At 63.8% G+C, this 20,922-nt stretch carries 18 protein-coding genes; 13 read left to right on the plus strand and 5 right to left on the minus strand.

The annotated features are described in order from the left end of the window. Positions 1 to 281: 281 nt before the first annotated feature. Complete coding sequence (locus tag E3T28_RS11720) at positions 282 to 2,171, plus strand: bifunctional DNA primase/polymerase (RefSeq protein WP_241979307.1); 1,890 nt, start codon at positions 282 to 284, stop codon at positions 2,169 to 2,171. Between the two features lie 454 nt (positions 2,172 to 2,625). Beyond that, positions 2,626 to 4,038 carry a ParB/RepB/Spo0J family partition protein gene (locus tag E3T28_RS11725; RefSeq protein WP_134431312.1) on the plus strand — a complete coding sequence of 471 codons (1,413 nt, stop codon included), beginning with the start codon at positions 2,626 to 2,628 and terminating at the stop codon, positions 4,036 to 4,038. A 163-nt stretch (positions 4,039 to 4,201) separates the two neighbouring features. Here the strand turns inward: E3T28_RS11725 and E3T28_RS11730 are convergent, their stop codons facing one another. Next, entirely contained in the window at positions 4,202 to 4,756 is a 555-nt protein-coding gene (locus tag E3T28_RS11730) for a hypothetical protein (RefSeq protein WP_134431315.1), read from the minus strand. Positions 4,757 to 5,381: 625 nt separating this feature from the next. Between E3T28_RS11730 and E3T28_RS11735 the strand changes: the two genes are divergently transcribed. The 7 genes from E3T28_RS11735 to E3T28_RS11760 all read left to right on the plus strand — a co-directional run bounded on the left by E3T28_RS11735 (position 5,382) and on the right by E3T28_RS11760 (position 11,422). Next, positions 5,382 to 7,007 (plus strand): hypothetical protein, encoded by a 1,626-nt coding sequence (locus tag E3T28_RS11735; protein WP_166787012.1) that lies wholly within the window; start codon positions 5,382 to 5,384, stop codon positions 7,005 to 7,007. Positions 7,008 to 7,294: 287 nt separating this feature from the next. Next, on the plus strand, positions 7,295 to 7,480 hold the full coding sequence (locus tag E3T28_RS17395; protein ID WP_241979308.1) for a DNA-processing protein DprA: 186 nt from the start codon (positions 7,295 to 7,297) through the stop codon (positions 7,478 to 7,480). 355 nt (positions 7,481 to 7,835) lie between these two features. Further along, entirely contained in the window at positions 7,836 to 7,988 is a 153-nt protein-coding gene (locus E3T28_RS16900) for a hypothetical protein (protein ID WP_166787013.1), read from the plus strand. 18 nt (positions 7,989 to 8,006) lie between these two features. Beyond that, a complete protein-coding gene (locus tag E3T28_RS11745; protein WP_134431321.1) occupies positions 8,007 to 8,939 on the plus strand; it encodes a DUF3560 domain-containing protein in 933 nt (310 codons plus the stop codon). A gap of 375 nt (positions 8,940 to 9,314) precedes the next feature. Further along, positions 9,315 to 9,734: a DUF3846 domain-containing protein gene (locus E3T28_RS11750; RefSeq protein ID WP_134431324.1), complete on the plus strand. Its 420-nt coding sequence runs from the start codon at positions 9,315 to 9,317 to the stop codon at positions 9,732 to 9,734. A 381-nt stretch (positions 9,735 to 10,115) separates the two neighbouring features. Then, positions 10,116 to 11,012, plus strand: a complete 897-nt coding sequence (locus tag E3T28_RS11755; RefSeq protein ID WP_198417195.1) for a ParA family protein — start codon at positions 10,116 to 10,118, stop codon at positions 11,010 to 11,012. Next, positions 11,009 to 11,422 (plus strand): ParB family protein, encoded by a 414-nt coding sequence (locus E3T28_RS11760; protein ID WP_134431330.1) that lies wholly within the window; start codon positions 11,009 to 11,011, stop codon positions 11,420 to 11,422. The genes E3T28_RS11755 and E3T28_RS11760 overlap by 4 nt, the downstream gene beginning before the upstream one ends. Positions 11,423 to 11,524: 102 nt before the next feature. Here E3T28_RS11760 and E3T28_RS11765 read toward each other — a convergent pair whose 3' ends face one another. Then, positions 11,525 to 12,586, minus strand: coding sequence for a hypothetical protein (locus E3T28_RS11765; protein ID WP_134431333.1), 1,062 nt, complete (start codon positions 12,584 to 12,586; stop codon positions 11,525 to 11,527). A 575-nt stretch (positions 12,587 to 13,161) separates the two neighbouring features. Here E3T28_RS11765 and E3T28_RS11770 point away from each other — a divergent pair. Next, entirely contained in the window at positions 13,162 to 13,863 is a 702-nt protein-coding gene (locus tag E3T28_RS11770) for an SOS response-associated peptidase (RefSeq protein ID WP_134431335.1), read from the plus strand. Positions 13,864 to 13,904: 41 nt separating this feature from the next. On the opposite strand, the gene E3T28_RS11775 is transcribed toward E3T28_RS11770, so the two are convergent. Continuing rightward, the gene (locus tag E3T28_RS11775; RefSeq protein ID WP_241979310.1) at positions 13,905 to 14,396 is read right to left on the minus strand and encodes a toll/interleukin-1 receptor domain-containing protein; all 492 of its coding nucleotides are present in this window, start codon (positions 14,394 to 14,396) and stop codon (positions 13,905 to 13,907) included. Between the two features lie 595 nt (positions 14,397 to 14,991). Between E3T28_RS11775 and E3T28_RS11780 the strand changes: the two genes are divergently transcribed. Continuing rightward, on the plus strand, positions 14,992 to 16,650 hold the full coding sequence (locus tag E3T28_RS11780) for an N-6 DNA methylase (protein ID WP_134431341.1): 1,659 nt from the start codon (positions 14,992 to 14,994) through the stop codon (positions 16,648 to 16,650). Beyond that, the gene (locus E3T28_RS11785; protein WP_134431344.1) at positions 16,640 to 17,617 is read left to right on the plus strand and encodes a hypothetical protein; all 978 of its coding nucleotides are present in this window, start codon (positions 16,640 to 16,642) and stop codon (positions 17,615 to 17,617) included. Before E3T28_RS11780 ends, E3T28_RS11785 begins: the two co-directional genes overlap by 11 nt. A gap of 439 nt (positions 17,618 to 18,056) precedes the next feature. Here E3T28_RS11785 and E3T28_RS11790 read toward each other — a convergent pair whose 3' ends face one another. Both E3T28_RS11790 and E3T28_RS11795 read right to left on the minus strand, forming a co-directional pair. Then, on the minus strand, positions 18,057 to 18,416 hold the full coding sequence (locus E3T28_RS11790) for a DUF4190 domain-containing protein (RefSeq protein WP_134431346.1): 360 nt from the start codon (positions 18,414 to 18,416) through the stop codon (positions 18,057 to 18,059). Positions 18,417 to 18,577: 161 nt separating this feature from the next. Next, entirely contained in the window at positions 18,578 to 18,889 is a 312-nt protein-coding gene (locus E3T28_RS11795) for a hypothetical protein (protein WP_134431349.1), read from the minus strand. 695 nt (positions 18,890 to 19,584) lie between these two features. Between E3T28_RS11795 and E3T28_RS11800 the strand changes: the two genes are divergently transcribed. Beyond that, positions 19,585 to 20,583, plus strand: a complete 999-nt coding sequence (locus E3T28_RS11800) for a hypothetical protein (RefSeq protein ID WP_134431352.1) — start codon at positions 19,585 to 19,587, stop codon at positions 20,581 to 20,583. Positions 20,584 to 20,922 lie beyond the last annotated feature (339 nt).

The following is a 20,922-nucleotide window of genomic DNA, read 5'->3' on the forward strand; positions in this document are numbered from 1 at the left end:
TCGAGGAGTTGCCGATCCCAGCCGCTTAAACGAAAGAGCCCGTCGCTTTCGCGACGGGCCACTGCAAGTTTCGTAGCTCAAACCACTTCTGCTTCCCGGCACGAGGTTAGAGCTAATCCAGATCAACAGCCCTCACGGGAGGTTTCTCTATGTCCCAGAGCATAGCGCACGTACCCCATAATGCGCCCGGAATTGTGTCCGGCGTGTCTGGCGTGTCCCCCGAAGCGTGGACAGCCTGGGCTTTGACGCGCCGGATGAGTCCGCGCGATCAAGTCCGTGTGATGAAGCGCGACGCGTACGGGCGAGTGGACGAGAACAGTTACCCCCTGATCCACCGTGTTGGACCGGCTGAGCCCACGACGCCGTGGGCGATGAACTTGGCCGATGAGACCGGATTGTTCCGGGTACTGTGCTTTGACTTCGACGGTAAGGACAAGCACGGCGTTGACGCGGAGCTGATGGAGGAAGCCGTCGATGAGTGCGATGTCCTCTCCCGCACACTCGATGCCCTCTCAATCGAGCACGTCGTGTGCCAGTCCTCCGGGACGGGTGGGCGGCACATCTGGCTCGCCCTCCAGGGCGGAGCCCCGAAGCTCGCCGTCGCCCCGGTGGCCAGTGCAGCACGAGCGAACTTCCGCCGCTTGGACCACGGCATGCTCCTCAACGCGGTCACCGGTGCCGCACGGCCGCCGCTGTCCCCGCACCGCGACGGCAGCCATTCCACGGTCCTCCGCGGCAGCCTGAACACCCTGGTCACCCCGTCGACCACGCTCGCCGACTTGGCTGCTCTGGCCGCGGTGCTCGAGGCGTGGAAGCCGTCCCTCCGCGCGGAAGACAGCGCCCCGTCGGGCCCCGTCACCCTGCGCCATCAGTCGCACCGGCGCCTCAGCACGGCCGGCACCGCCCATATGGCCACTATCGATGGCGGTAGCAACCCGAGCTGGACCGGATTCATGTGCCTGCTCTCGGCCGCGAACGCCGGCTGGCAGCTCGTCGACGTCGAGCACGCCATCAAGACCGCCCCCGGGCTGGAACACTTCCGGACGAAGAACACCGGCCGTGGATCTCGCCGGCCCCGGGCCGCAGCCGAAGCCCGAGCCCGGTTGGGCCGCCAGTGGGACAAAGCCCAGCAGTACGCCGCCCTCCAGCTCCCGCTGCCGGCGGTGCGGGAACCGCAGGACCTGTCGGAGCTGGACGCCATCGTGACCGACGTCGAAGCCCTCCTGAATCGGTTCCGGGTCAGCCCGGGCCGGTGGGGCCGCACCGAAGCGTCCTCGAATCAGCAGACCATTCTCCGCGCCCTGGCCTACCTCACCCTGCAGACCGGCAAGCGCACTGTCGCTGCCGCGATCCGCGACCTGGGCCCGATGGGCGGCCTGGGCCGCACCACCGCAGCCGACGCCCTGACCGCCCTCGCTGCTGCCGGATACGTCGAACGGGTCAGTGCGAGTGACGACGGCAACGCCGCCGAATGGCGCCTAGCCTCCACGTTATCCACAGGTCTTAGTACAGTCCGGTCACAACCACTTAATAACCCCCGCCCCCCGCACGAAATCCCGTCGTCTCCAGGTCGTTCTGCAGCTGAGCTCTTCAACACCCGCGCCTATCTCGTCGCCCTGCTCGAGGAACAACTCACCGACCAACGCCATGACCTCTTCACTCGCCGTGGCCTGGGACACCTCGCCGGCAAGCTTTACGCCCTGCTGCGCCAGCACCCGTCCCTCACCATTGACTCCGCAGCTCGTCTCCTGGGTGTTACGGCCCGGCACACTGCCACGATCCTCAGTCGCCTCCGTCGTCACAAGCTCCTCGTTGTTCACCGTGATGGGTGGGCCAGGTCGAAGCAGGATCTTCGGAACCAGGCAGCCCTGCAGCTGGGCGTGTTGGGGACACTGCTGGCTCGAGCGGAGCGGTATCGGATTGAGCGGGAGGTGTGGGCGTGGTGGCAAGCGGAACTGACGACGATGATGTCAGCGCCGAGGTCTCGGCCGCGGCGCCCGCATGTGTCGAGCCGGCCGTTGTTTGAGGCGAGTACGCCGGGTGAGAGGGTGTGGCCGCGGTATCCGCGGGCCAGGACCAACCTCGCGGATCACCGTTCTGCGCTCGAGCTGGTGGGTGCGGGGCTGCTCAACCCGGAGAACCGGTGGCAGTACCTGGGCGAGGCAGCGTAGCCGGGACCCTGCTCTGAGGCTGTTGGGCTGTTGGGGATGCTTGGCGGTGGTGGGGAGGGCCCCCGGATTCAGCGTAGGTATCTAACATCTTCACCAGTCACGGAGGCCCTCCCCCGGCACGGTAGCGCGATGGTGGCCTTCGTGGGGATGGTGCTTCTCATCCGGTGCCCCGCCGGCCGTTGGAACCGTGCTGGTTTCAAGCGTGGCCTTGTGGGGGGACAACCCACCTGTGGTGAGCCCTGCGGGCTTGGGAACCGCTGCGCGGTCGCCTCTTGCATTTTTTTATCTGTCTGGCCGTTTCACCGTAGTTCGCTTTCGTGCCTGCGTTTTGGGCTTTCGCGGCATATCCTCGCTGCGCTGCGGTATTCCACGACCCTGCACTCCGGCACTCCCGCTCTCAATCGATTTCTCTTGCCAGACAGGCAAAAAAATCAGTTGATGGAGAGAGAACCCAATGATTAACACCACCGCCACCGTCACTGTAGGCACCATCGAGCACATTGACCCCAACCTCATCGTCGTGGAAGCGAACGTGCGCTCTGAGGCTGCGCTGGGCCGGGAGTTCGTGGCCAGCATCAAGGCAAACGGTGTTCTGACGCCGATCCTCGCGCGCCGCGACGACCAGGGCAACATCATCGTCCGTGCTGGTCAGCGCCGCACCCTCGCCGCCCGTGAGGCCGGACTGGTGACCATTCCGGCGTACATCGTTGCCGCCGACGAGACGACCGTGGAGCGAATCGTGCAGCAGATGGCCGAGAACGATCACAGGGAGGCCGTCACCGACGCCGATCGGGTGGCCGCGTTCCAGCAGCTTGCTTTCGAGGGTCTGACTCCCGCCGTGATTGCCAAGCGATTGGGCAGCAAGCCTGCCACAGTCAAGGCAGGAATCGCTGTCGCAGAGAACGCCGTCGCAGCATCCGCCATCGTCAGCCACTCCCTGACTCTTGACCAGGCAGTCACACTGATCGAGTTCGAAGGTGACGATGAAACCGTGTCCGGGCTCATCGACATAGCAACCACTGCCCCGGAGAAGTTCGCCCACGCAGCACAGCGCGCCCGCGACGAGGCACGGATCGAATCGATCAAGGCGACCGCGACCGCTGACCTGATCGAGCGTGGCTACGAAATTCTTGATCGTGACCGTGGATCCTACGAAACCGACTACGTCAGCATCAGCTACCTGAGCACCGCGGACGGCGAACAGGTCACCGTGCCGCACCTCACCGATGCGGTGGGCCGGGCCGCGTACGTGCACGCCTACGCCAGTAGCGACACGGCCTTCGTGCGCTACTACCTGAAAGACCCCAAGGCCGCAGGATTTCGCAAGTGCAGCGGAAGTGGAGCCAGCAGCGGCCCGATGACCGACGACGAGAAGGCCGAACGCAAAACCCTCATCGCCAATAACAAGGCGTGGGCCAGCGCCGAGGTCGTGCGCCGCGAATGGTTGGCCGAGTTCCTCAGCCGCAAGACCCTCCCCAAGGACACTGCCAAAGCCATCGCACTAGGCCTGACCGTGCACCATAGTGTTGTCGGCAAAGCCAACCAGAACGGCAACGTCCTCGCCCACACCCTCCTCGGCTTGGAGCGGGCCAACTACTGGTCCGCGGACACGCTCTCCGCACTGGTGGAGCACTCCCCCACCAAGGCGCAGCATGTCACGCTGACCATCGTGCTGGCAGGCATCGAGGACAGCACCAGCAAGGAAAAGTGGCGCTACCCGGACGCCCACAACGCCCGCTACTTCGAGCAGTTGGCCGGATGGGGCTACAACCTCAGCGAGGTCGAGCAGATCGTCATCGACACAGTCGCCGAGAAGGCAGCCACCAAGGCAGCCGAGGCCAACGCCGCCACGCTCACACAGGGCTAACCTCGCCCCAAGCCCCGGCGTGACAGTCCCCCACTGTCACGCCGGGCCTTTTCTGTTCCCAGACCCTGGTACGGAAGCCAGAGCCTAAAAACGACCAGGCACCCGTCCCTTCGGGCCGTGACGGAACAGCGGCGCAGCCGCCGTCTCCCCGCTAACGGAAACGCTAGGCGGCAGGGGTAGTACGACGCGGTGAGAGGGTTCGATCGCCTGAAGCGGCAGTCACGAGGAAGAAGAGTGTGAATCCGGTAACGACGAAATTGCCGACGACTGCCAGCAGTCCCCCAAGCAAGGCGGGATGCGCGGTAAAAATCGCGGCCAAGGAAACAAGAAGGGTCAATGAATTTCGCACCAATTTCCCCCGATGATTTGTCAGCATGAAGACTCCGTTGCTGACTAGTAGCACTGTGGCGCTGAGCGCCCACGCGCTAGCGGTTTCACCAATATCGCCCGGCCACACAAACAGAGCCGCTACTGAAAGACCGAAAACGAAAACGGCAAGAATCCAACAAGCCCAGGCGATGATCTTCGGTAGCGCGCGCACGGTACGGGTTAGTGCCGCGACAAGAACACGAGCGGAAACGGCAATAATCCAACTGGCCCATGTGACGATTTGGCGCACCGCGCGCACCGCGCGGGTTCGCCGGCCACCGGCAGTATTCTCGGCGGCTGTCGCGAGGTGAGTTTCGGCCAATGTGCTGGGGCCCGCAGGTGTGGTCATAATGCGATGATATGGCCGGTGAGGTGCCCGAAATGCGTGCACTGATCTCTATTACTCGCTCCATCGATGTGCCTATCGCCCAAGGACCAATCAAGAGAAGGGGAACGTTTAGGGGCGCGACGGAACGGCGGCGAGCCGCCGTCCACAGCCGAGCACCTGTCCAATGTTGTCCGGTGCCCCTTCCTCTGCTTCCCCTCATTGAACAGGAACGGGTAGGACCGTCACCCGCCGGTAGCCTGAGACTAAATTCCAACGGGGGGAACGGGGTGGCCGGCTAATGTCCGCGAAACCGAGAGTGCACGAGATCGCCAGAGAGTTCGGGGTGGACGCGAAGATCGCCCTCCGAATACTGAAGGAGGACGGAGTGTTCCTCAAAGGACCGAGCAGCTCGATGGAGCCGCCCGTCGCAAGACGACTCCGCGCCCGGCTCCAAGCCGAGGGCCACACTCAGCAGAACCCGCAAGCACCGACACCAACCACGCCGCGGCCACTCGTCCCCGCGCTGGGACGCCCTGTCCCTGCGCCCCCGGGAACCCGCTGGAAAGCCACGGAACCATTCGTCGCGTACATCAACGCGAAGCCCCCGGCGCCAGCTTCCGCAGCGCCCCCTGCCCCGCCTCGTCGCGTGCGCTCGCGCCCAGGAGACGGCGTCCCCGAGGCTACTCCGCGCCGAGGGACCGGCGTCGCCCATGAAGTCGCCCCATCCGTGCGAGAGGCGCGCAGGATCAAGGAGGCTAAAAAGGCCGCAAAGCGGGAAGCTGACTTCCAGCTCGCAGCGCCCGAGGCTCGACGAGCGGCCGCAGCCAGGGCGGAAGAGATCGCCCGGCGCGGGCGGGAGAAAATGGTGCTCGCGCTGGCCAACCAGGCGGGGCAGGCGTCACGGCCGCCGCGCCCTCGCGTCGCCCGGCCCGTGCGCGACCTCTCACTGGAGGAGACGCGCGCCGTGGTCCGGCGGGGCATTGTCACCCGGCGGGACGGGAAATGGGAGGCGTATGGGATTGGGTTGCAGGAGCGTCAGGGATGGGAGAAGGCGGGGCTCGGCTACTTCCAGGCTCACATCCCCGCCATGTGCCGGTCCTTCGGCTCGCCCAGGGCGGCCGTCACGGCCAAGCACCTGCACGTGTTGCTCCCGAGTGGTCTCACCGTGCAGCAGGCGTTCGAGGCTGGAGACAACATCGTCCAAGTGATGGACCAGCTCGCCGCAGTCACCGATCGCTCATTCAGCAGCGCCTTCGGAGCCCGGGCCGCCGCGGTCGTCCCCGTGCTGCGGGAGGCCCCGCCCAAGAAGTCCCACGTCGTCGCGTCGTCGCCGGGAGCCATGGATGCCGCGGGCGTGCCCAGTCTCTCCACCTTGCTCATCCGCGCCACCCGACCTTCGCCAAGCGAGCAGACAGTCGACGCGTTCAATCGAGAGCGCAAGCAGTTCGACCGGACGGGACACCCAGGCCCCCTGGTCAAACTGTACGCAGAGGCGCACGGGATCTTCGATGACATGAACCTCACCCGGAGGCTTCTCCAGAACGTGCCCCCACACGTGGTCATGAGGGTGCAACGACTGCCGCTCGTGAACCTCATCGCTGACGCCCTGCGCGAGCGCCAGTTCTACTACCTGTCGCGCACGGCAACCGCGGCCGTCGAGGCGGACGCCGACCCGCGCATCCCGATCCCCGAGGAGTACGACCTGCCCACGCCCACCGGGTTTGCCCTCCTCAGGGACACGGATATGGACGGGCAGCCCGCGGGCCGGATTCTCCTCTGGAGTCACGGCGCGCGCGAGTTGACCGCTGCGATCGTGTCTGTGGCGGATCTCGCCGCCGGGCTGACGGAGTTCCCGAACGTCCGGACGGCTCCCATCGGCTCGGTGGGGAACGCGGATGCCGCGCTCGCCCTGGTCGCAGCGATTGGGGCGGCGACCCGGCGCCCACCCGGGGATCTGGACACGGGGGCGCGGGAGGCCCCGCGGAGGCTGCCCGGGGGGATGGTCAAGCCGCGGCCGCGGAAGCCTCTCGTTGACGAGGCGGGAGACCTGGTCGATTTCGTCTCGCTGATCTATGCACCGGGGGAGGCGCACTTCGAGGAGTCGCAGGCGACGGGCAGGAAGGCGGAGAAGCGGTGGGTTGTCCGCGGGCATTGGCGCCAGCAGTGGTATTCGTCCACTGGGGAGCGGCACCCTTTGTGGATCAAGGCGCACGAGGCGGGCGCTGACGAGGGAGAACTGCTGACGGGTGATCGCGTGCGGGTCAACCGGTAGGCCGCCAATAAACGATTGGCTGGTGTTGGTTGCTCTCTCTCACAGCGCCCAATGGGAATCTACTTTGCCGACGTAGCATACGACTCAGTTTTCATGACCCTACGGGGTAGACGGAATGGCTCACCGGGCAGCGCTGGTCAGCGGCGGGCGCACCGTCGCGACATTGCAGGTGGACTCGACCGGTACTACCCCAAGGGCCACGAAGCTCTGCGTACCCGGATTGCTGAGACAGGCGCGGTACCTCCGAAATCAGCTTCGGACAAAGCCTCACCCGGTACCGGTTCCTTATGCGAAACCGGTTGATCGCGGCCGCCGCCCGCGCAACCGTCGTGACGGAAGCCAGCCAACGTTCGGGATCCTTGAATATAGCGACCCTCGCCTTCACAATCGCCTGTCCCGTGGGCGGGTGCCGTCCCCGGCCCGGTCACGTCCCCGATCCGAGAGTTCGGCGCACAACTCGTCGTGAACGCTGAGGAAGTCGCCGTCTCTAGGCCGGGCCGCCGGCCAGCTCACGAGCTGGCCGGGGACGGGGAAATCGCCCTCGCACTCCCCCACAGCGGAATATCAGAGTGATGTCACTCTGATAGTGCGACGGCGAAGCCGTCAAAGGCGACATGGAGCCGCTGCGCGGCACTGATTGTTGAGCATTTTTGTCCTATCTGGCCAATCATCGTAGCTCCCTTGCGTGCCTGCGTTACCCGCAGTGCCGGACGCGCCCTGCGGGCTTATTTCGCCCGGCACTGTGGGCACTTCGGCACTCCCGGTCGCTCTCGATTTCTTTTGCCAGACAGGCCAAAAAAACAGTTGTTCACGAAGAGAAGAGATCCCATGGCTGAGTCCGATTACCGGTACGAGAACACCTACCCGAGGGAGTGCTACGCGGACGGGTGCGCCTGCAGCGGGTGCACCTCGGAAGGGGCCGTAGATACCCAGCCCGGAGAAACCTGCACCGCGACCCGCTACGCCGACAGCTTCGCCTAATCGAGGGACAAAAAAATCATGCTCACCATCACCCACAGCCACGCCGCCGGAACCATGATCGACGGCACCGGTAAAGGCGACGGAACCGCCGACGTTCTCAAGAGCGTTGGTTGGCGTTGGGGGCGCAGCATCAGCGCCTGGTTCGTCCCCCAGTCCCGCGACCGCCTCCCCAAAATCCACACCATCACCCGCACCCAGGAGGCCTTGGAAGCGGCCGGATTCCAGGTCGAAACCGACATCGACCACGAGCGACGCACGACCGCCGAGGTTGAAGCCGGAAAGATCGGACGTCAGGCCGACCGGGTCGACGCTCTGGCCGCGAAGGCCGACCGCAAGAGCACGGCCAGCGACGACGCGTGGACCCGCGCCCGGAGCGCGCTTGACCGCCTGCCCGAAGGAGGAGAACCGATCAAAGTCGGCCACCACTCCGAAGGCCGCCACCGCAACGCGATCGCCAAAGCAGATAGCGCCATGCGTAAATCAGTTGAAGCCAGCGCCGACGCCACCCACGCCCATGCAAGGGCCGACGCGGCCACGCACACCACCGACGCCCGCTACCGGCCCGTCACCGTGGCCAACCGCATCGACACCTTGGGGGCTGAGCTGCGCAAGTTAGAACGGCGCATCGCCCCGTGCTACGACGACGCACAAGGCTACGTCGACGCCACCGACGCCCAGAAGCAGGCCCGAGCAGACCACCTCGCACCGAACCTCGCCGAGAATCGCGACCAGATCGCGTACTGGGAAGCCGTGCGCGCCGCCCAGATCGAGAGCGGCACGGCCACCGGTTACGACCGCAGCACCGTCAAGAAGGGTGACCGGGTGAAGATCCGCGGCCAGTGGCGCGAAGTCGTCCGCGCCAACCCCAAGACCGTCAGCGTCAGCACCGGCTACACCTGGACCGATACCGCCCCGTATGCGGAGATCCAGCAGCACCAGCGGCCCGAATAACTGCCGCGGAGGCCGGCCCACCCCGGGGCCGGCCGCCGTGAGGGGGACGGTGCCCCCTCACACTCCCCCACCAGGTGAATCCGGCCTGGAGGCCGGACACACACGGAGCCGGCTGCGCCGGCCTGCCTCTTTCAAAACATTTCTTCCCTTGGTGGCCAATCATCGTAGTTCGCTCCTGTGCCTGCGTTACCCGCACTCTCGCACGCGGTCGCAGGCTCCCTTATTTCGCACGAGAGTGAGGGCACTCCGGCACTCCCGCTCTCAATCGATTTCTCTTGCCACCAAGGGCAGAAAAACGGTGGACGACAACACAACCACTGCCCACGAGAGAGCTCGGGACCCCGCGCACCTCACCAACCTTGGAGAGAGAACCCCATGATCACCAGCATCCGCAGCGTCAAGATCAACCCGACCGAAACCATCACCACCCTGGACGTGAACGAGGCCAGCATCGGGGCGGACATCAGCGCCGCCATCGGCTGCCGAATGTTCGACGTCGTCGGCCTGCAAGACGACATCGACCTCTTCGTCGATGACGAAGGCCTCATCAACGGGTCAACCCTGAACCTGCCCGCGACCGTGCTCGCCCACCGACTCGGCTCCCGCACCGTCATCTTCGGTACCGCCATCGCCGTCAGCGTCACCCAAGACGGTGAAACCGTCGGCCTCACCGACGCCCAGCTCGCCCGAATCCAAGAATCTCTCGCGCAGAAGCCCGACGCCCGGACCGTCGACACCCTCGTTGAGAGCCTCTCCCCGTTCCCCACCGTGGTGAGCATGCTTCGCAACATCTAGCCGCGACCACCGGCTGGCCCTAACAGGCCAGCCGGTGAGGGGTGTCCCCCCTCACACTCCCCCACCGGGCGCGGTTACGGGCGTGAGCCTCCGCAGCGTGGAGCGACGACGAAGCGCCTGCACTCACCGCCCCAAGCACGCCGCAAGGCTCGGGATAGCTGGACTGTCCGCTGTCATTGCTTGTAATGCTGCTATTGGCAGTAATACTGGCATTGTAGGTAATAACGCTAATACAATTAATACCGGTAACGACAGTAAAAGCAGCAAAGACAGCATAAGCAGCAATGCTGCTTATGTCATTAATGACAGCATTAGCTGTAATGTCACTAATGACGACAAGAGAAACGAGAACGTATGCCTCCGGCACTCAATCGCACCGCGTTGGAACGGGTCATCGCCGTCATCAACGGCAAGGGTGGCGTCCTCAAGACCACACTCACCGCCAACATCGGCGGCATGCTCGCTAACAACGGCTACCGCGTACTCCTGGTAGATCTCGACCCCCAGGGCAACCTGGCCGAGGATCTCGGATACACGGACGACGACCGGGACGACACCGGCCGCGCACTGGCTCAGGCACTCATGTTCGGTGGGGGAGCGGCCCCCATTCGCGAAGTTCGACCAAACCTTGACGTATTCGCTGGAGGTCCGGCCCTCGACCAGGCCACGGCCGGTCTCGCTGCCAAAGCGAACAAGGACCCCGATGGGGCCAAGCTAGCCGTCGCTCATCTGCTGGAGCCCATTGCGGGCGACTACGACATGATCATCATCGACTGCCCACCAGGCGATGAAACGCTCCAGACGGCGGCCGTTGCGGCCGCGCGATGGGCACTCGTCCCTGTCAAAAGTGATAAATCAAGCCGTAAAGGACTTGGTGCCGTCGCAGCGCGACTCGACGCGGTCCTCGGAGTGAACCCCACCCTCGACCTCCTCGGCGTGGTCCTGGTAGACGTCGGGACCTCTGCCCACGTCGTCCAGCGCGAAGCACGCGAACACATCGCAGAGCTCTTCAATGCCGACAACAACGTCGTCTTCACTGCCACGGTTCGCCACAGCGAAGCGACCGCCCAGGCCACCCGAGAACGGGGACTCCTGGTTCATGAACTCGACGCACAAGTCCGCAAGGGGCCGAAGTGGTACGAGATCCGGCGGGGTGACGCGCAGGCACAAACATTTGCACCACGCACAGCGTCGTCGGTCGCTGACGACCTGCAGGCAATCACCCAAGAAGTCGTGGCCAGGATTACGGCAGCAGAGAACCAGGAGGCCCTCGCATGAGCGACGAAACCCCCAACCGACAGATCGGCGGCCTCAAGCCACGCGCCGGGGCTCATGACCTGAGCCGGCTCCAGGCCCGAAATCGCCCTGAACCAAAACCGGAAACCAGTGAGCAGCCCAAAACCGTTGCCTATCCCGCTGCAAAGCCCTCGCGCACACCAGCCAAGAAGTCGGCAACCGTTGTGGTCGACACGACTGCGCGGATGACCACCTATCTGTCAGTAGCCACACGTGATCGGGCCCGTGCAACGTACCGGGCGACGAGCCACATCGAAGGCGATAAGAGCTGGTCAGACTTCGTGGAGCGAGCCATTTTGGCAGAGGTAGAACGTCGTGAACTCTCACACAACGCAGGGGAGAGATACCAGGGTGATAGCTCGCCGCTCCCCGCTGGACGACCACTGAGCTAGGGCGGTCTCCCCGCCAGTAGCTCGGCGTGAGGGACGGCGCCGCAGGCGAACAGGAACATGCCCAGTACGCCTCTGGCCGAGACGGGGAGTGGGGCCGACGTTCTACTTCTGCTTGGGGCGTGGCGCCTGTGCTTCGGCGCGGTCGGCGCGGGTGCGCTGTTCGCGTTCACTGGTGCGTGCCTGGTCCAGGTCGGAGCGCAGCTGGGTGAGTTGCTGCTCGAGGGCGGCCCGCACGTCGGTGACGCGCTGCTCGGCGTAGGAACGCTCCCTGCCCGCCTCGGCCGTGGCACTGTCTCGTTCACTGCTGACTGTGGCCAGGCGCCCGGTGAGCACGAGCGCTTCCGCCCGGGCGCTCTCGCGCTCCGTCCGGGCCTGATCGAGCAGGTCCCGGGTGCTCGCAGCATCCGTCTCGGCCCGCTCCAAGCGGCTGGCCGCGGCGGCGGCCTGCGCGACCGCGTCGCGCGCGGCCGCCAGGGCCTCGTCCTTGGCCGCAGTGGCCGCCGTGACGAGCTCCCGGGCCTCGGTGAGCTGTGCGGTCGTGGCCGCGTTCTCGATGCTCAGAGCGGCCACCTGGTCTGTGAGGGCGGTGACCTCGGCGGTCGCCCGCGCATTGTCCTCGCCCGCAGTGACCAGGTCGCCCTCGAGAGTGGCGGCACGCTGCTCGAGCGCGCCCAGGGTCGTGCGGAGCTCGTCGACCAGGGCAGCTGATTCCTCGGCTGCCGCGTCGGCTTCGGCGCGCTCGGCCTCGGCCTTGCGGGTGGCGGTCTCGGCGCGGTTGGCGCGGGCGGCCGCCGTAGCCACCTGCTCGGCCGCGTCAGAAGTGACGGCCTCGATCTGCGCTTCAGCTGCGTCCGGGTCCGCGACGGTGCGGAGCTCGTCGACAAGGACCACCAGCTGCTGCTGCAGGTGCTCGACCATCCCGGCGACCTGGGACCGCAACACGCTCGCCCGCTGCCGGGCCGCATCAACAGGGAGTTTGTCGTCCTCGACGGTGCGCTCGACCCGGCCGGACTCGGCGCGGCGGGCCCGCCATGCAGCGGCGCGGTTATGAGCGGGATTGACGCAGTAGCCGGCGGGCCGGCCCACACCAGCCGTGGCGTCAACGGGCTCCTCGCAGCCGGGGAAACCGCAGGTGCGCACGTCGGTGATCTCAGGAATGCTCATGTCAATATCGTATCACTAGTAACGCAATACGTGAACGAAATAACGATAACGATAACGGAAATACGAAAACGGCCTCTCGTCTCGGATAGCGTGGAACTCGCCGCGTGGCGGGGTGCTCTGTGCCGGCCAGGGCTCGGACGACCTGGGCGTGCCACCCGACTGCGAGCACTGCCCCATCCCAAGGCCGCCCGCCGGGACAGTTCGTGCTCGAGTGGCACTGTCGTTCGGGCGACCTGGTCAACAGGATTGAGCCCTACGGGCGCGGGGGAGCGGTGTCGGAGATTCTGGCCCAACCATGTCGAGAGGTCGCCCTGCCCGGTGACGGACCTGATTCATCGAGGGTGTCAGGGGCGGTGCCCGGCGTAGTGTGGCCGACATGGACGACCTTGGTGTGCCGAACTGCGAACGATGCTTGGTACGCATGGTGATCGAGGGCACCGATGAAGGCGCCTACTGGTGCTGCCCCGAGTGCGGTGTCGTTCGACTCGTCTGACGTACGTCTTCCCGGCTGTGCCCAGAGGGCGACGGGTTGATTCCATTGCTGGTGAGGTCGGGGGAGCGGTAGTTTCAACAGCATGTGCGGCAGATTCGTGGTTCCCAGCACCACCGACCAATTGCTGAGCGTCTTCGACGCCACCGGCGACAACGCCGCCGAGTGGAAGCCCTCGTACAGTGTTGCCCCCACGGATCCGGCGCCGGTCGTGCGCGAGTGGATCCACGACGAAACAGTTCAGCGTGACCTGGACTTGGCCTCGTGGGGGTTGAAGCCGGGTTGGGCGAAGCCGGGTGGCCCGGCCCCCATCAACGCACGCCTGGAATCGGTGGCCAGTAACGGCATGTTCCGAAGCGCGTTTGCCAGCCAACGGTGCCTGGTGCCCATGGCCGGCTACTACGAGTGGCAGCAGATGGACGACGGCAAACAGCCCTACTTCATCCACAGCGAAGGCGATGTGCTGGCGGCGGCCGGCCTGTACGCGGCCCGCCAAGAAGATGACGTGTGGAAGATCTCGTTCACGATCATCACCCGCGCAGCGCGCGACGCGTCCGGTGAAATCCACGACCGGATGCCCGTGTTCTTGACCCCGGACGTGTGGGACCAGTGGCTGCGCCCGGAGAAGGTCACCGACAAGGAGGAAGTCCTCTCGATGCTGGACCGTAGCTCAGTTGCAGTCGCCAAGACTGTGACGGCGTATCCGGTGGCACGGACGGTCAACAGTGTTCGTATGCTCAACCGTGAAGATCCTGATCTCATCGAACCTGCGGCGACAAGGGGATAGCGCGTTGAATGCGGCCTAGTAGCCGTTAGCGACCCGGTGCCCTACTTCATGCTGAGTTCGTCGGCTTCTTCACCGTCGAGTGTTCCGACAAGTTCAGCGATCTTCACGACGATGTCCTTCATAGACTCCTCCGCCGTGCTGAATCCACCACGCGACGCGAGGGTAGGGCTGACCTGGTCAAGCTCCTCAAAGGTCGCACCATGCATGACCGGCACTAGGAGGTTGCGGCGCAGCAGAGCGCTGAGCTCGTTGCTCGCGATGCTTCGATCGGTGCGCAGTTTGTCGAGCATGGCGGGCGTCACCAGAACGATCCCGATGCGCGAATTCACGAGCCCCTTATCGATCGCTACGCGCATGTCCGTGCCGGGCCTCAGTGTCACCTCGCTGAACCACACCGAAACGTCTTCATCGACGAGCAAGTCGTAGACGTCTTTCGCGTCGGCCTGACGGTCGGGCCAGGCGTGGCAGAGGAACACGTCGTGCGCCTGCGTTCGGACCACGACCGCCGTGCGTACGGGCTCGAGGTCGCGCACCTGCTGCGGCGTGTAGGAGACAGTTGAGGTCCTAGGCGACCAAGTGGGACGGGTGGTGCTGCCTCCACTACGCCCAGCTCCGCTGCTCGTCAAGCTTCCACTCCTGACAACAGAGGTGACCGGCGGCGGCGAGTACCGCGGGTACGACGGCGTCGAGTAGTTGTATCCACTGCGTCCGTGAACGGGGCAGTCGGCGCCGCCGCCCCTGGTGTGGCCTCTGACGGGGGCTGTGCACTGGGACATACTTTGGTCTTCCTTGGAACCTTGCGCCGTGGCCCAAGAGGCCTTTCCGACGAGCCGTCTGCGGGCATTTCGGGTGATGAGTCGAACTCTATGTGCAACCGCCGACATTGCCACTCGTCGCAAGTCGCGCTACTTTACTGCGATAGGTCGATTTGAGGGCTGCTAGCTCGCCCGGTGTACTCCTTCTATGGTTTTGAAACCGTTCGTATTTCTGGCCGGTCTAGTTCAACCACGAGGCAGCCCGTCCGAAATCGATCGTTCGCGGACCGCTGATTGTTTTCCTTGGCTGGCCGCACCGCTCCTTCGCGGGGCGCCGTCAACGCGGCGTGGAGATTTGCCAGAGAATGGCTACATGAGCATCGCCCCCGTTCCTGCCGCCTCCGACACCAAGGAGCTGCGAAAGGCACGAGGAGCATTCTTCACGCCCGAGCCGATCACTCGTTTCATTACAGATTGGGCAATCCGCGACCGCAACGACCAGGTCATGGAACCCTCTGCAGGAGATGCGGCGTTCTTGGTCGAAGCTGTCCGCCGGCTCACGCATCTAGGAGCGACCACCCCCGAAGTAGCTGGCGTCGAAATTCACGCCCACAGTGCACGGATCGCGCGCCAGCGCGTTAAGGCGGCTGGCGGGACGGCTCGGATTATCCATAGCGACTTCTTCCTGGTTGATCCTGTGCCGCAATATGCGGCCGTAATCGGGAATCCTCCCTACATTCGATACCAAGACTTCACGGGCGAGGCACGCACCAGATCCCGCGCGGCCGCACTAAAAGCGGGGGTTGCCCTCAACGGGCTCGCTTCGAGCTGGGCTGCATTTACGATCCAGTCAGCGCTCTTTCTTAAGCCGGGCGGCAGGATGGGCCTTGTCCTGCCCGCGGAGCTGTTGAGCGTTAACTATGCGGCCCCTGTTCGGCAATTCCTCTTCGACCGGTTCAAGACCATCGAGCTCGTCCTGTTCTCCGAGCAGGTCTTCCCCGAGGCTGAGGCCGACGTCGTTCTTCTACTCGCGGACGGGTTCGACGAAGGACCTTCCGAGCACGCGACGATTCACCAAGCGCACGACGCGGAAGCCCTCGAGGCCCTCGGGATTCCCCTCACCTGGTCGCCCAAGCGCCCGGCAGACAAGTGGACCGGGCTGTTAGTTGACTCTGCTGCGCTACGCCCTCTGGTCAAACTGCGAGAGTCGGGGGACTTCATCGACCTAGAGCAGTGGGGGGACACGACGCTCGGGATGGTCACGGGCAACAACTCGTTTTTTGCGTTGTCTCCTGCGCGAGTAAAGGAACTTGAGCTTTCCCGCTCAGATCTTCTCCGTCTCTCTCCCCCCGGGAGCGCGCACCTACGCGGTCTTGCTCTGTCCCGACACCACATGACGGCGCTGGGCCAAAAAGGCAAGGCGACCTGGCTCTTCCGCCCCAGGGAGAAGTTATCGGCCTCGGCCTCCGCTTATATCGAAGCCGGTCATATTGCGGGCGTGGACCAGGCGTATAAGTGCCGTGTGCGCAAAGTGTGGCACCAGGTACCGCTGTTGGCTCCTGCTGACCTTCTGCTGACCTGCATGAACGCCGACACGCCTCGACTCACCACGAATGAAGCGGGTGCACACCATCTCAATTCCGTTCACGGCGTGTACCTCTCGGCGTCGCTGCGCGAACTCGGCCGGGAGCTTCTACCGCTTGCCAGCCTCAACTCAGTCACTCTTTTGAACGCCGAAATGGTCGGCCGATCGTACGGCGGCGGGATTCTAAAAATAGAGCCTCGCGAAGCGGACGTGTGGGCGATGCCGTCGCCGGCTCTCATTCGGACGCGAGCTGCGCAGCTTCGATCCGTAAAAGATGCCGTAGCACGGCAGCTGCAATCGGGAAAACTTCTCGCTGCGGTGGAACTCGTCGACGCAGCACTTTTCCCGAAGGGTAAAACCTTGAACAAACAAGACCTCGCGGTCGTCCGATCGGCTCATGCCGGCATGACCGCACGACGCGTTATGAGGGCCGAAAGTGGCAGGTGACGATGACGGCCCCAAGCTTGCTTGGGCGCTATTCGACACGATCATCGCTCAATCCGAGCGGGACAGAAGAACCAACCCATGGGCGACGGACAACAACGACGAGCTGCGGTACCAGCCCGATTTCGAGACTCTGAGCGTGCTGCTCGGCGTTCCCATTTTCCTCGGCAGCGTTTCGCAGTCAGGGTTACTTGCGATCGCCGTGGACGTTTGGATCTCCTACGAGCTGCGGCGTGCTGGCTTCCATCCCGACGCCGTTTGGCCCCGAGCAACCACCCCTCGCGTTCTACCTCGGTCCCTGGCTCTTTTCGCTGAGCGTATCCCAGTACAACTTCGCGACCAGGTTGTCGCGCGCTATGACCACCAGAACGGCAACATCTCCAAGTCCGTCGCTGCTCCTGCGACGGCTCGTATCCTAGGAAAAAACTACGTCAAACAGGTCGACGTCGTCATCTCTGACTGGTCCACCGGCCCCGAGCTGCTCATCAGCACCAAGCGCATGGACGCCAGCTATTCAAACAACGCTCTGAACCGGGTCGAGGAGAGCTACGGCGACGCAAAGAACCTCCGCCTACGCCATCCCCTTGCTGCCCTAGGGTTCGTCTTCGCGCTCAGCTCGGGGATCTACACCAAGAATCGAAATCTCGTTCCGAAGCTCAAGGACCTGTTGTCCAAGCTGGGCCAGGAAGACGACGCATATCACGCGGTCATGCTCGTCATGCCTGACTACGTGTCCGTCATGGCTGAGCAGCCCACGGATGCAGTCGGGCTTGCCGCTGAGATGCGCGAGAACATCGATGCAGTAATTGCGCGCATCCCCGTTGTAGGGATACTCCTTGATGAATCTCCGCACGACATTGCGCCGGCGACCTTCTTCGAGAAAATGATCGTGCGCGTCCTCAACAACACTCCGGTGGACTTTCACGAACCGGCGCGGGCGCTTCGAAATACGGCAGCCAAAGCCAAATGACCCTTGTGCCGGAAACGGCGTCGGAACCAATGGCCGATACTTCGATCCTTTGCAACAGTTGATTTTAGGCCGTTTCAAGAGAAACGCTTCTGGGCTATTTTCGGCGATCTTTGGCGGCGTTCTGTGATCGTTCTTTGGCGCATCCGCTAAGGTCCAAACCAATTCAGCGCAGGCCTCGGCGTTCAGATCTCATGGGTGCGAGCCACTCAGTGTGAGGAACACCGGTTCAGCACCCAGTGCAGTAACGCCGGCAGCAGGCCGGCATGCGCTTCCCCTCTGGAATGACCATTTTGGGTACACCCCAGCTGGACGTCAGGTCAGAGAGCAGGACTGCCGTCAGATAACGTCGGTTTCTTCATTCCTTGACACTCGCTGGCAAGGCTCTTGGAGGTGCCCTGACACTGACGGGGTTGGACGGTGGCGGGACAGGCCCGGGGGACTATTGGCCTGAACTTGATGCCGCCGCTGCGGTGACTATCCACAGGAAAGTCGTGATCACGGAGAGACCAAGCGTGACGTACCCCAGGATGAGCCCTGTGAGTGAGGCGCCGCGTCCGATGCCGCCGAGGCGGGTTGCGTTTCGCAATCCAACGTGGCCGAAGATCACCGCGAGCACTGCAGGCAGGAAGGCCAAGAACATCATGACCAGCCCGAGGATCGGGATGGGTATCCAGATCCCAGTGACGATGGCGACTATACCGAGAACAAGTGAGGTGACGGCCATGCCGTTGGTGGGCGGCTTGATGACCTGCTGATAGATGATCTGCTGCGGGTAGGAGGTCATCTGCCGGTCACTCATTTCGTTTGTGGGGAAGTGCGCTCGGAAGCGTCCGTCGTCGTTGATAAGGACGGCTTTGTGTGATTGGCGCCTGCTGACCAGGCGTCGATGTGCACCGGGCTGGTGCTTGTCGCAGAGTTGTAGGGATAGCGCTTCCCGCGGTTGCTTTGTTCATCGTGGGGTCAGTTGTTGGTCACGAGGCCAGTTGCGGAATCGAAAGTTACGCCGGCACCGGAGGAGTCGTCGGTGATCGTGAGGCGGTAATTCTCACCACTAGTGCTCCGTGCATATCCGCCTGTAGTGCCCACGGGGATTTGAAAGAGCGCCTGGCCTTCTGGTGTCGAGACCATGTTGTCCGCGCTGATGAGGAGTTCAGCCGGCCACGGTTGTCCAGGCGTTCGTAGATTCTTGAGGACAAACGAAATCGTGCCGGCTGCCATCTGCATGGCTGCACGGATTTCTTCCGGAGAACGTGGCGTGGTGGCCAGCGGCATCGTCGCTGGGGCGTCTGGAACTACTTGCGGTGCCGGGATTGCCTGTGGGAGGACACCAGGCGCGGTCGCCATGGGCTGGGTCAGAGCGGTCAGCGACGCCAGGCTCGGCATGGGGGGTACGGCGTTTGGGGCATAGAAGAACGCCAGGCTCCAAATGGACAGCAGTGTCCCGGCGACACCGAGAGTGCCTCCGATTGCGGGCAATAACCGGCTCGACGCTCGGCCTTCCCGTCGGAGCTGCGTTGCTCGAATGGCGAGCGAGATCGCTGTGATGCCGGCAGTGGTGAATGCAAATCCACGGAATCCCGTGCTGACGTCCGGATGAGCGAGAGGCAAGAGAGTGGCGAAGAGGCCTAACGCGACGGCCAGCAAGCCAGTCAAATTGCTCGACCGGGCGCGCGGCTGGGTCGCAACGTACCTACTGCGGGGGCGTGTGATTGTGTTGGCCGCCGGTTCGTCCCAATATCCCGGCGGATTCCAGTCTCTAGGACCATGCCCCATGTTGCCCCACGTCAATTCCCCCAAGCGCCCATCCATACAGGCGCCCTTCTGTCTAGCAGCCGGGAGACCAGTCCGACAGACCCCCGAACACGTGGGAGATGTCGGAAGTGACTGGTGGGCATAAATGGAAGGAAATTCCCGAGGACGGGGCCCATGCGTACCCTCGCGTCCGTGGTTCGTGTGAGGCTGGGCTCGTGATCGAGCGAGTAGTGGATTTCAACCGCCTCCGCGGCATGCGCTGCGGCTCTTGCAGGAATGAGTGGCACGCGAACGCTGAATGGCTGGATCGCTTCGACCAAGGAGATGAAGCCTGTCCAAAATGTGGCACCGACTGCCAAGTTGAGGAGCGGCCCAACTTCTGGGCCGTGCACGACGACCCCTCGTACGATGACTCCAAGGTGCGCGACACGTACTGGTATCACACGTCAACGCAGGCGAACTGGCCCGACCGAGCCCTCGACCCCACCGCTCGACTCACCGATATAACCAAACAAAGAATGCACGACATCGGCACCGATGGGCGAGCGCTAGAGCGCTGGGCCCAAGGTCAGATGACCAAAGCTCTGCACCTAGGCACCTACGAGGCGGCGGTCGAGAACATGCTTAGGCGGATGACGAACCAAGACGGCGCTGACGATCAGTTCTACCTGTACCGGGTGCGCCTCAGCCGCAACGCCGTCATCGAACCCGGCGTGCACACCGAGCCCACCAACTTCGTCGGCGACGTGCAGCTGGCCGAGGTGTGCGCCCCAGGCGTCGACACGTTCCGGTACGTGAACACCCACGAGGACCCGTCGAGCGTTTCTCTTGCGGTCACGATGCACGTGATTCAGGCCGTACAGAGCATCTCTGTTCCACTCGCGGTCGATGCGGCACATCCGTGGGTGAGTGACGCGGCGGCGCGACTGCTCTATGCAGCGTCGCTGCCTGCACAGCAACCAAAGACCACGCTTGAACGCATGCGGCGGCACATGCCCTCAGCGCTCTCTAACGAAGCGTGCAAGCTGGAGAAGGAAGTCGCTGACACTTTGCCGCTAAGACTCCGCGGCAGATTTCGTTCGGGCTTTGACGCAGCGAGTCTGACAACGAACCCAAGTGCGTTCCCCTCGAAGCTGGCCGGTTTGGCTCAGCTTGTCGGGACTCCGCTAGTTGTTCTCGACTTGCTCGACGCCGAGCCGTGGCGAGAGGTTTGACCAAACCATGCCCCGTCGGTCGTTGCGCCGACCGTGATTAATTGAACTGATTGACCTCTCGAACTGAGCAATTCTTCGACCGGCAGCGGAGATAGCAAATGATCCGCCTGCCACGTTCAAGTAGGGCATGCTCAGATCATGTCGAAAGCTACGGAACAAACAGCATTAGGCCAAGGGCTCGCTCTTGGGGCGCGCATGCTCGCTGTTGACTCGGTGATGGCCAACAAGATGGGTCACGTCCCGCTGAGTGGTGGAGTTTCTCAACACCGTGCGGGTCAGCTGTTTTAGTTTAGGCGGCGGCGAGTTCGGGGAGGATCACCGCCTCGTCGATGACCTCGA

Source organism: Cryobacterium sinapicolor (assembly GCF_004403465.1).
Classification (GTDB): Bacteria; Actinomycetota; Actinomycetes; order Actinomycetales; family Microbacteriaceae; genus Cryobacterium; species Cryobacterium sinapicolor.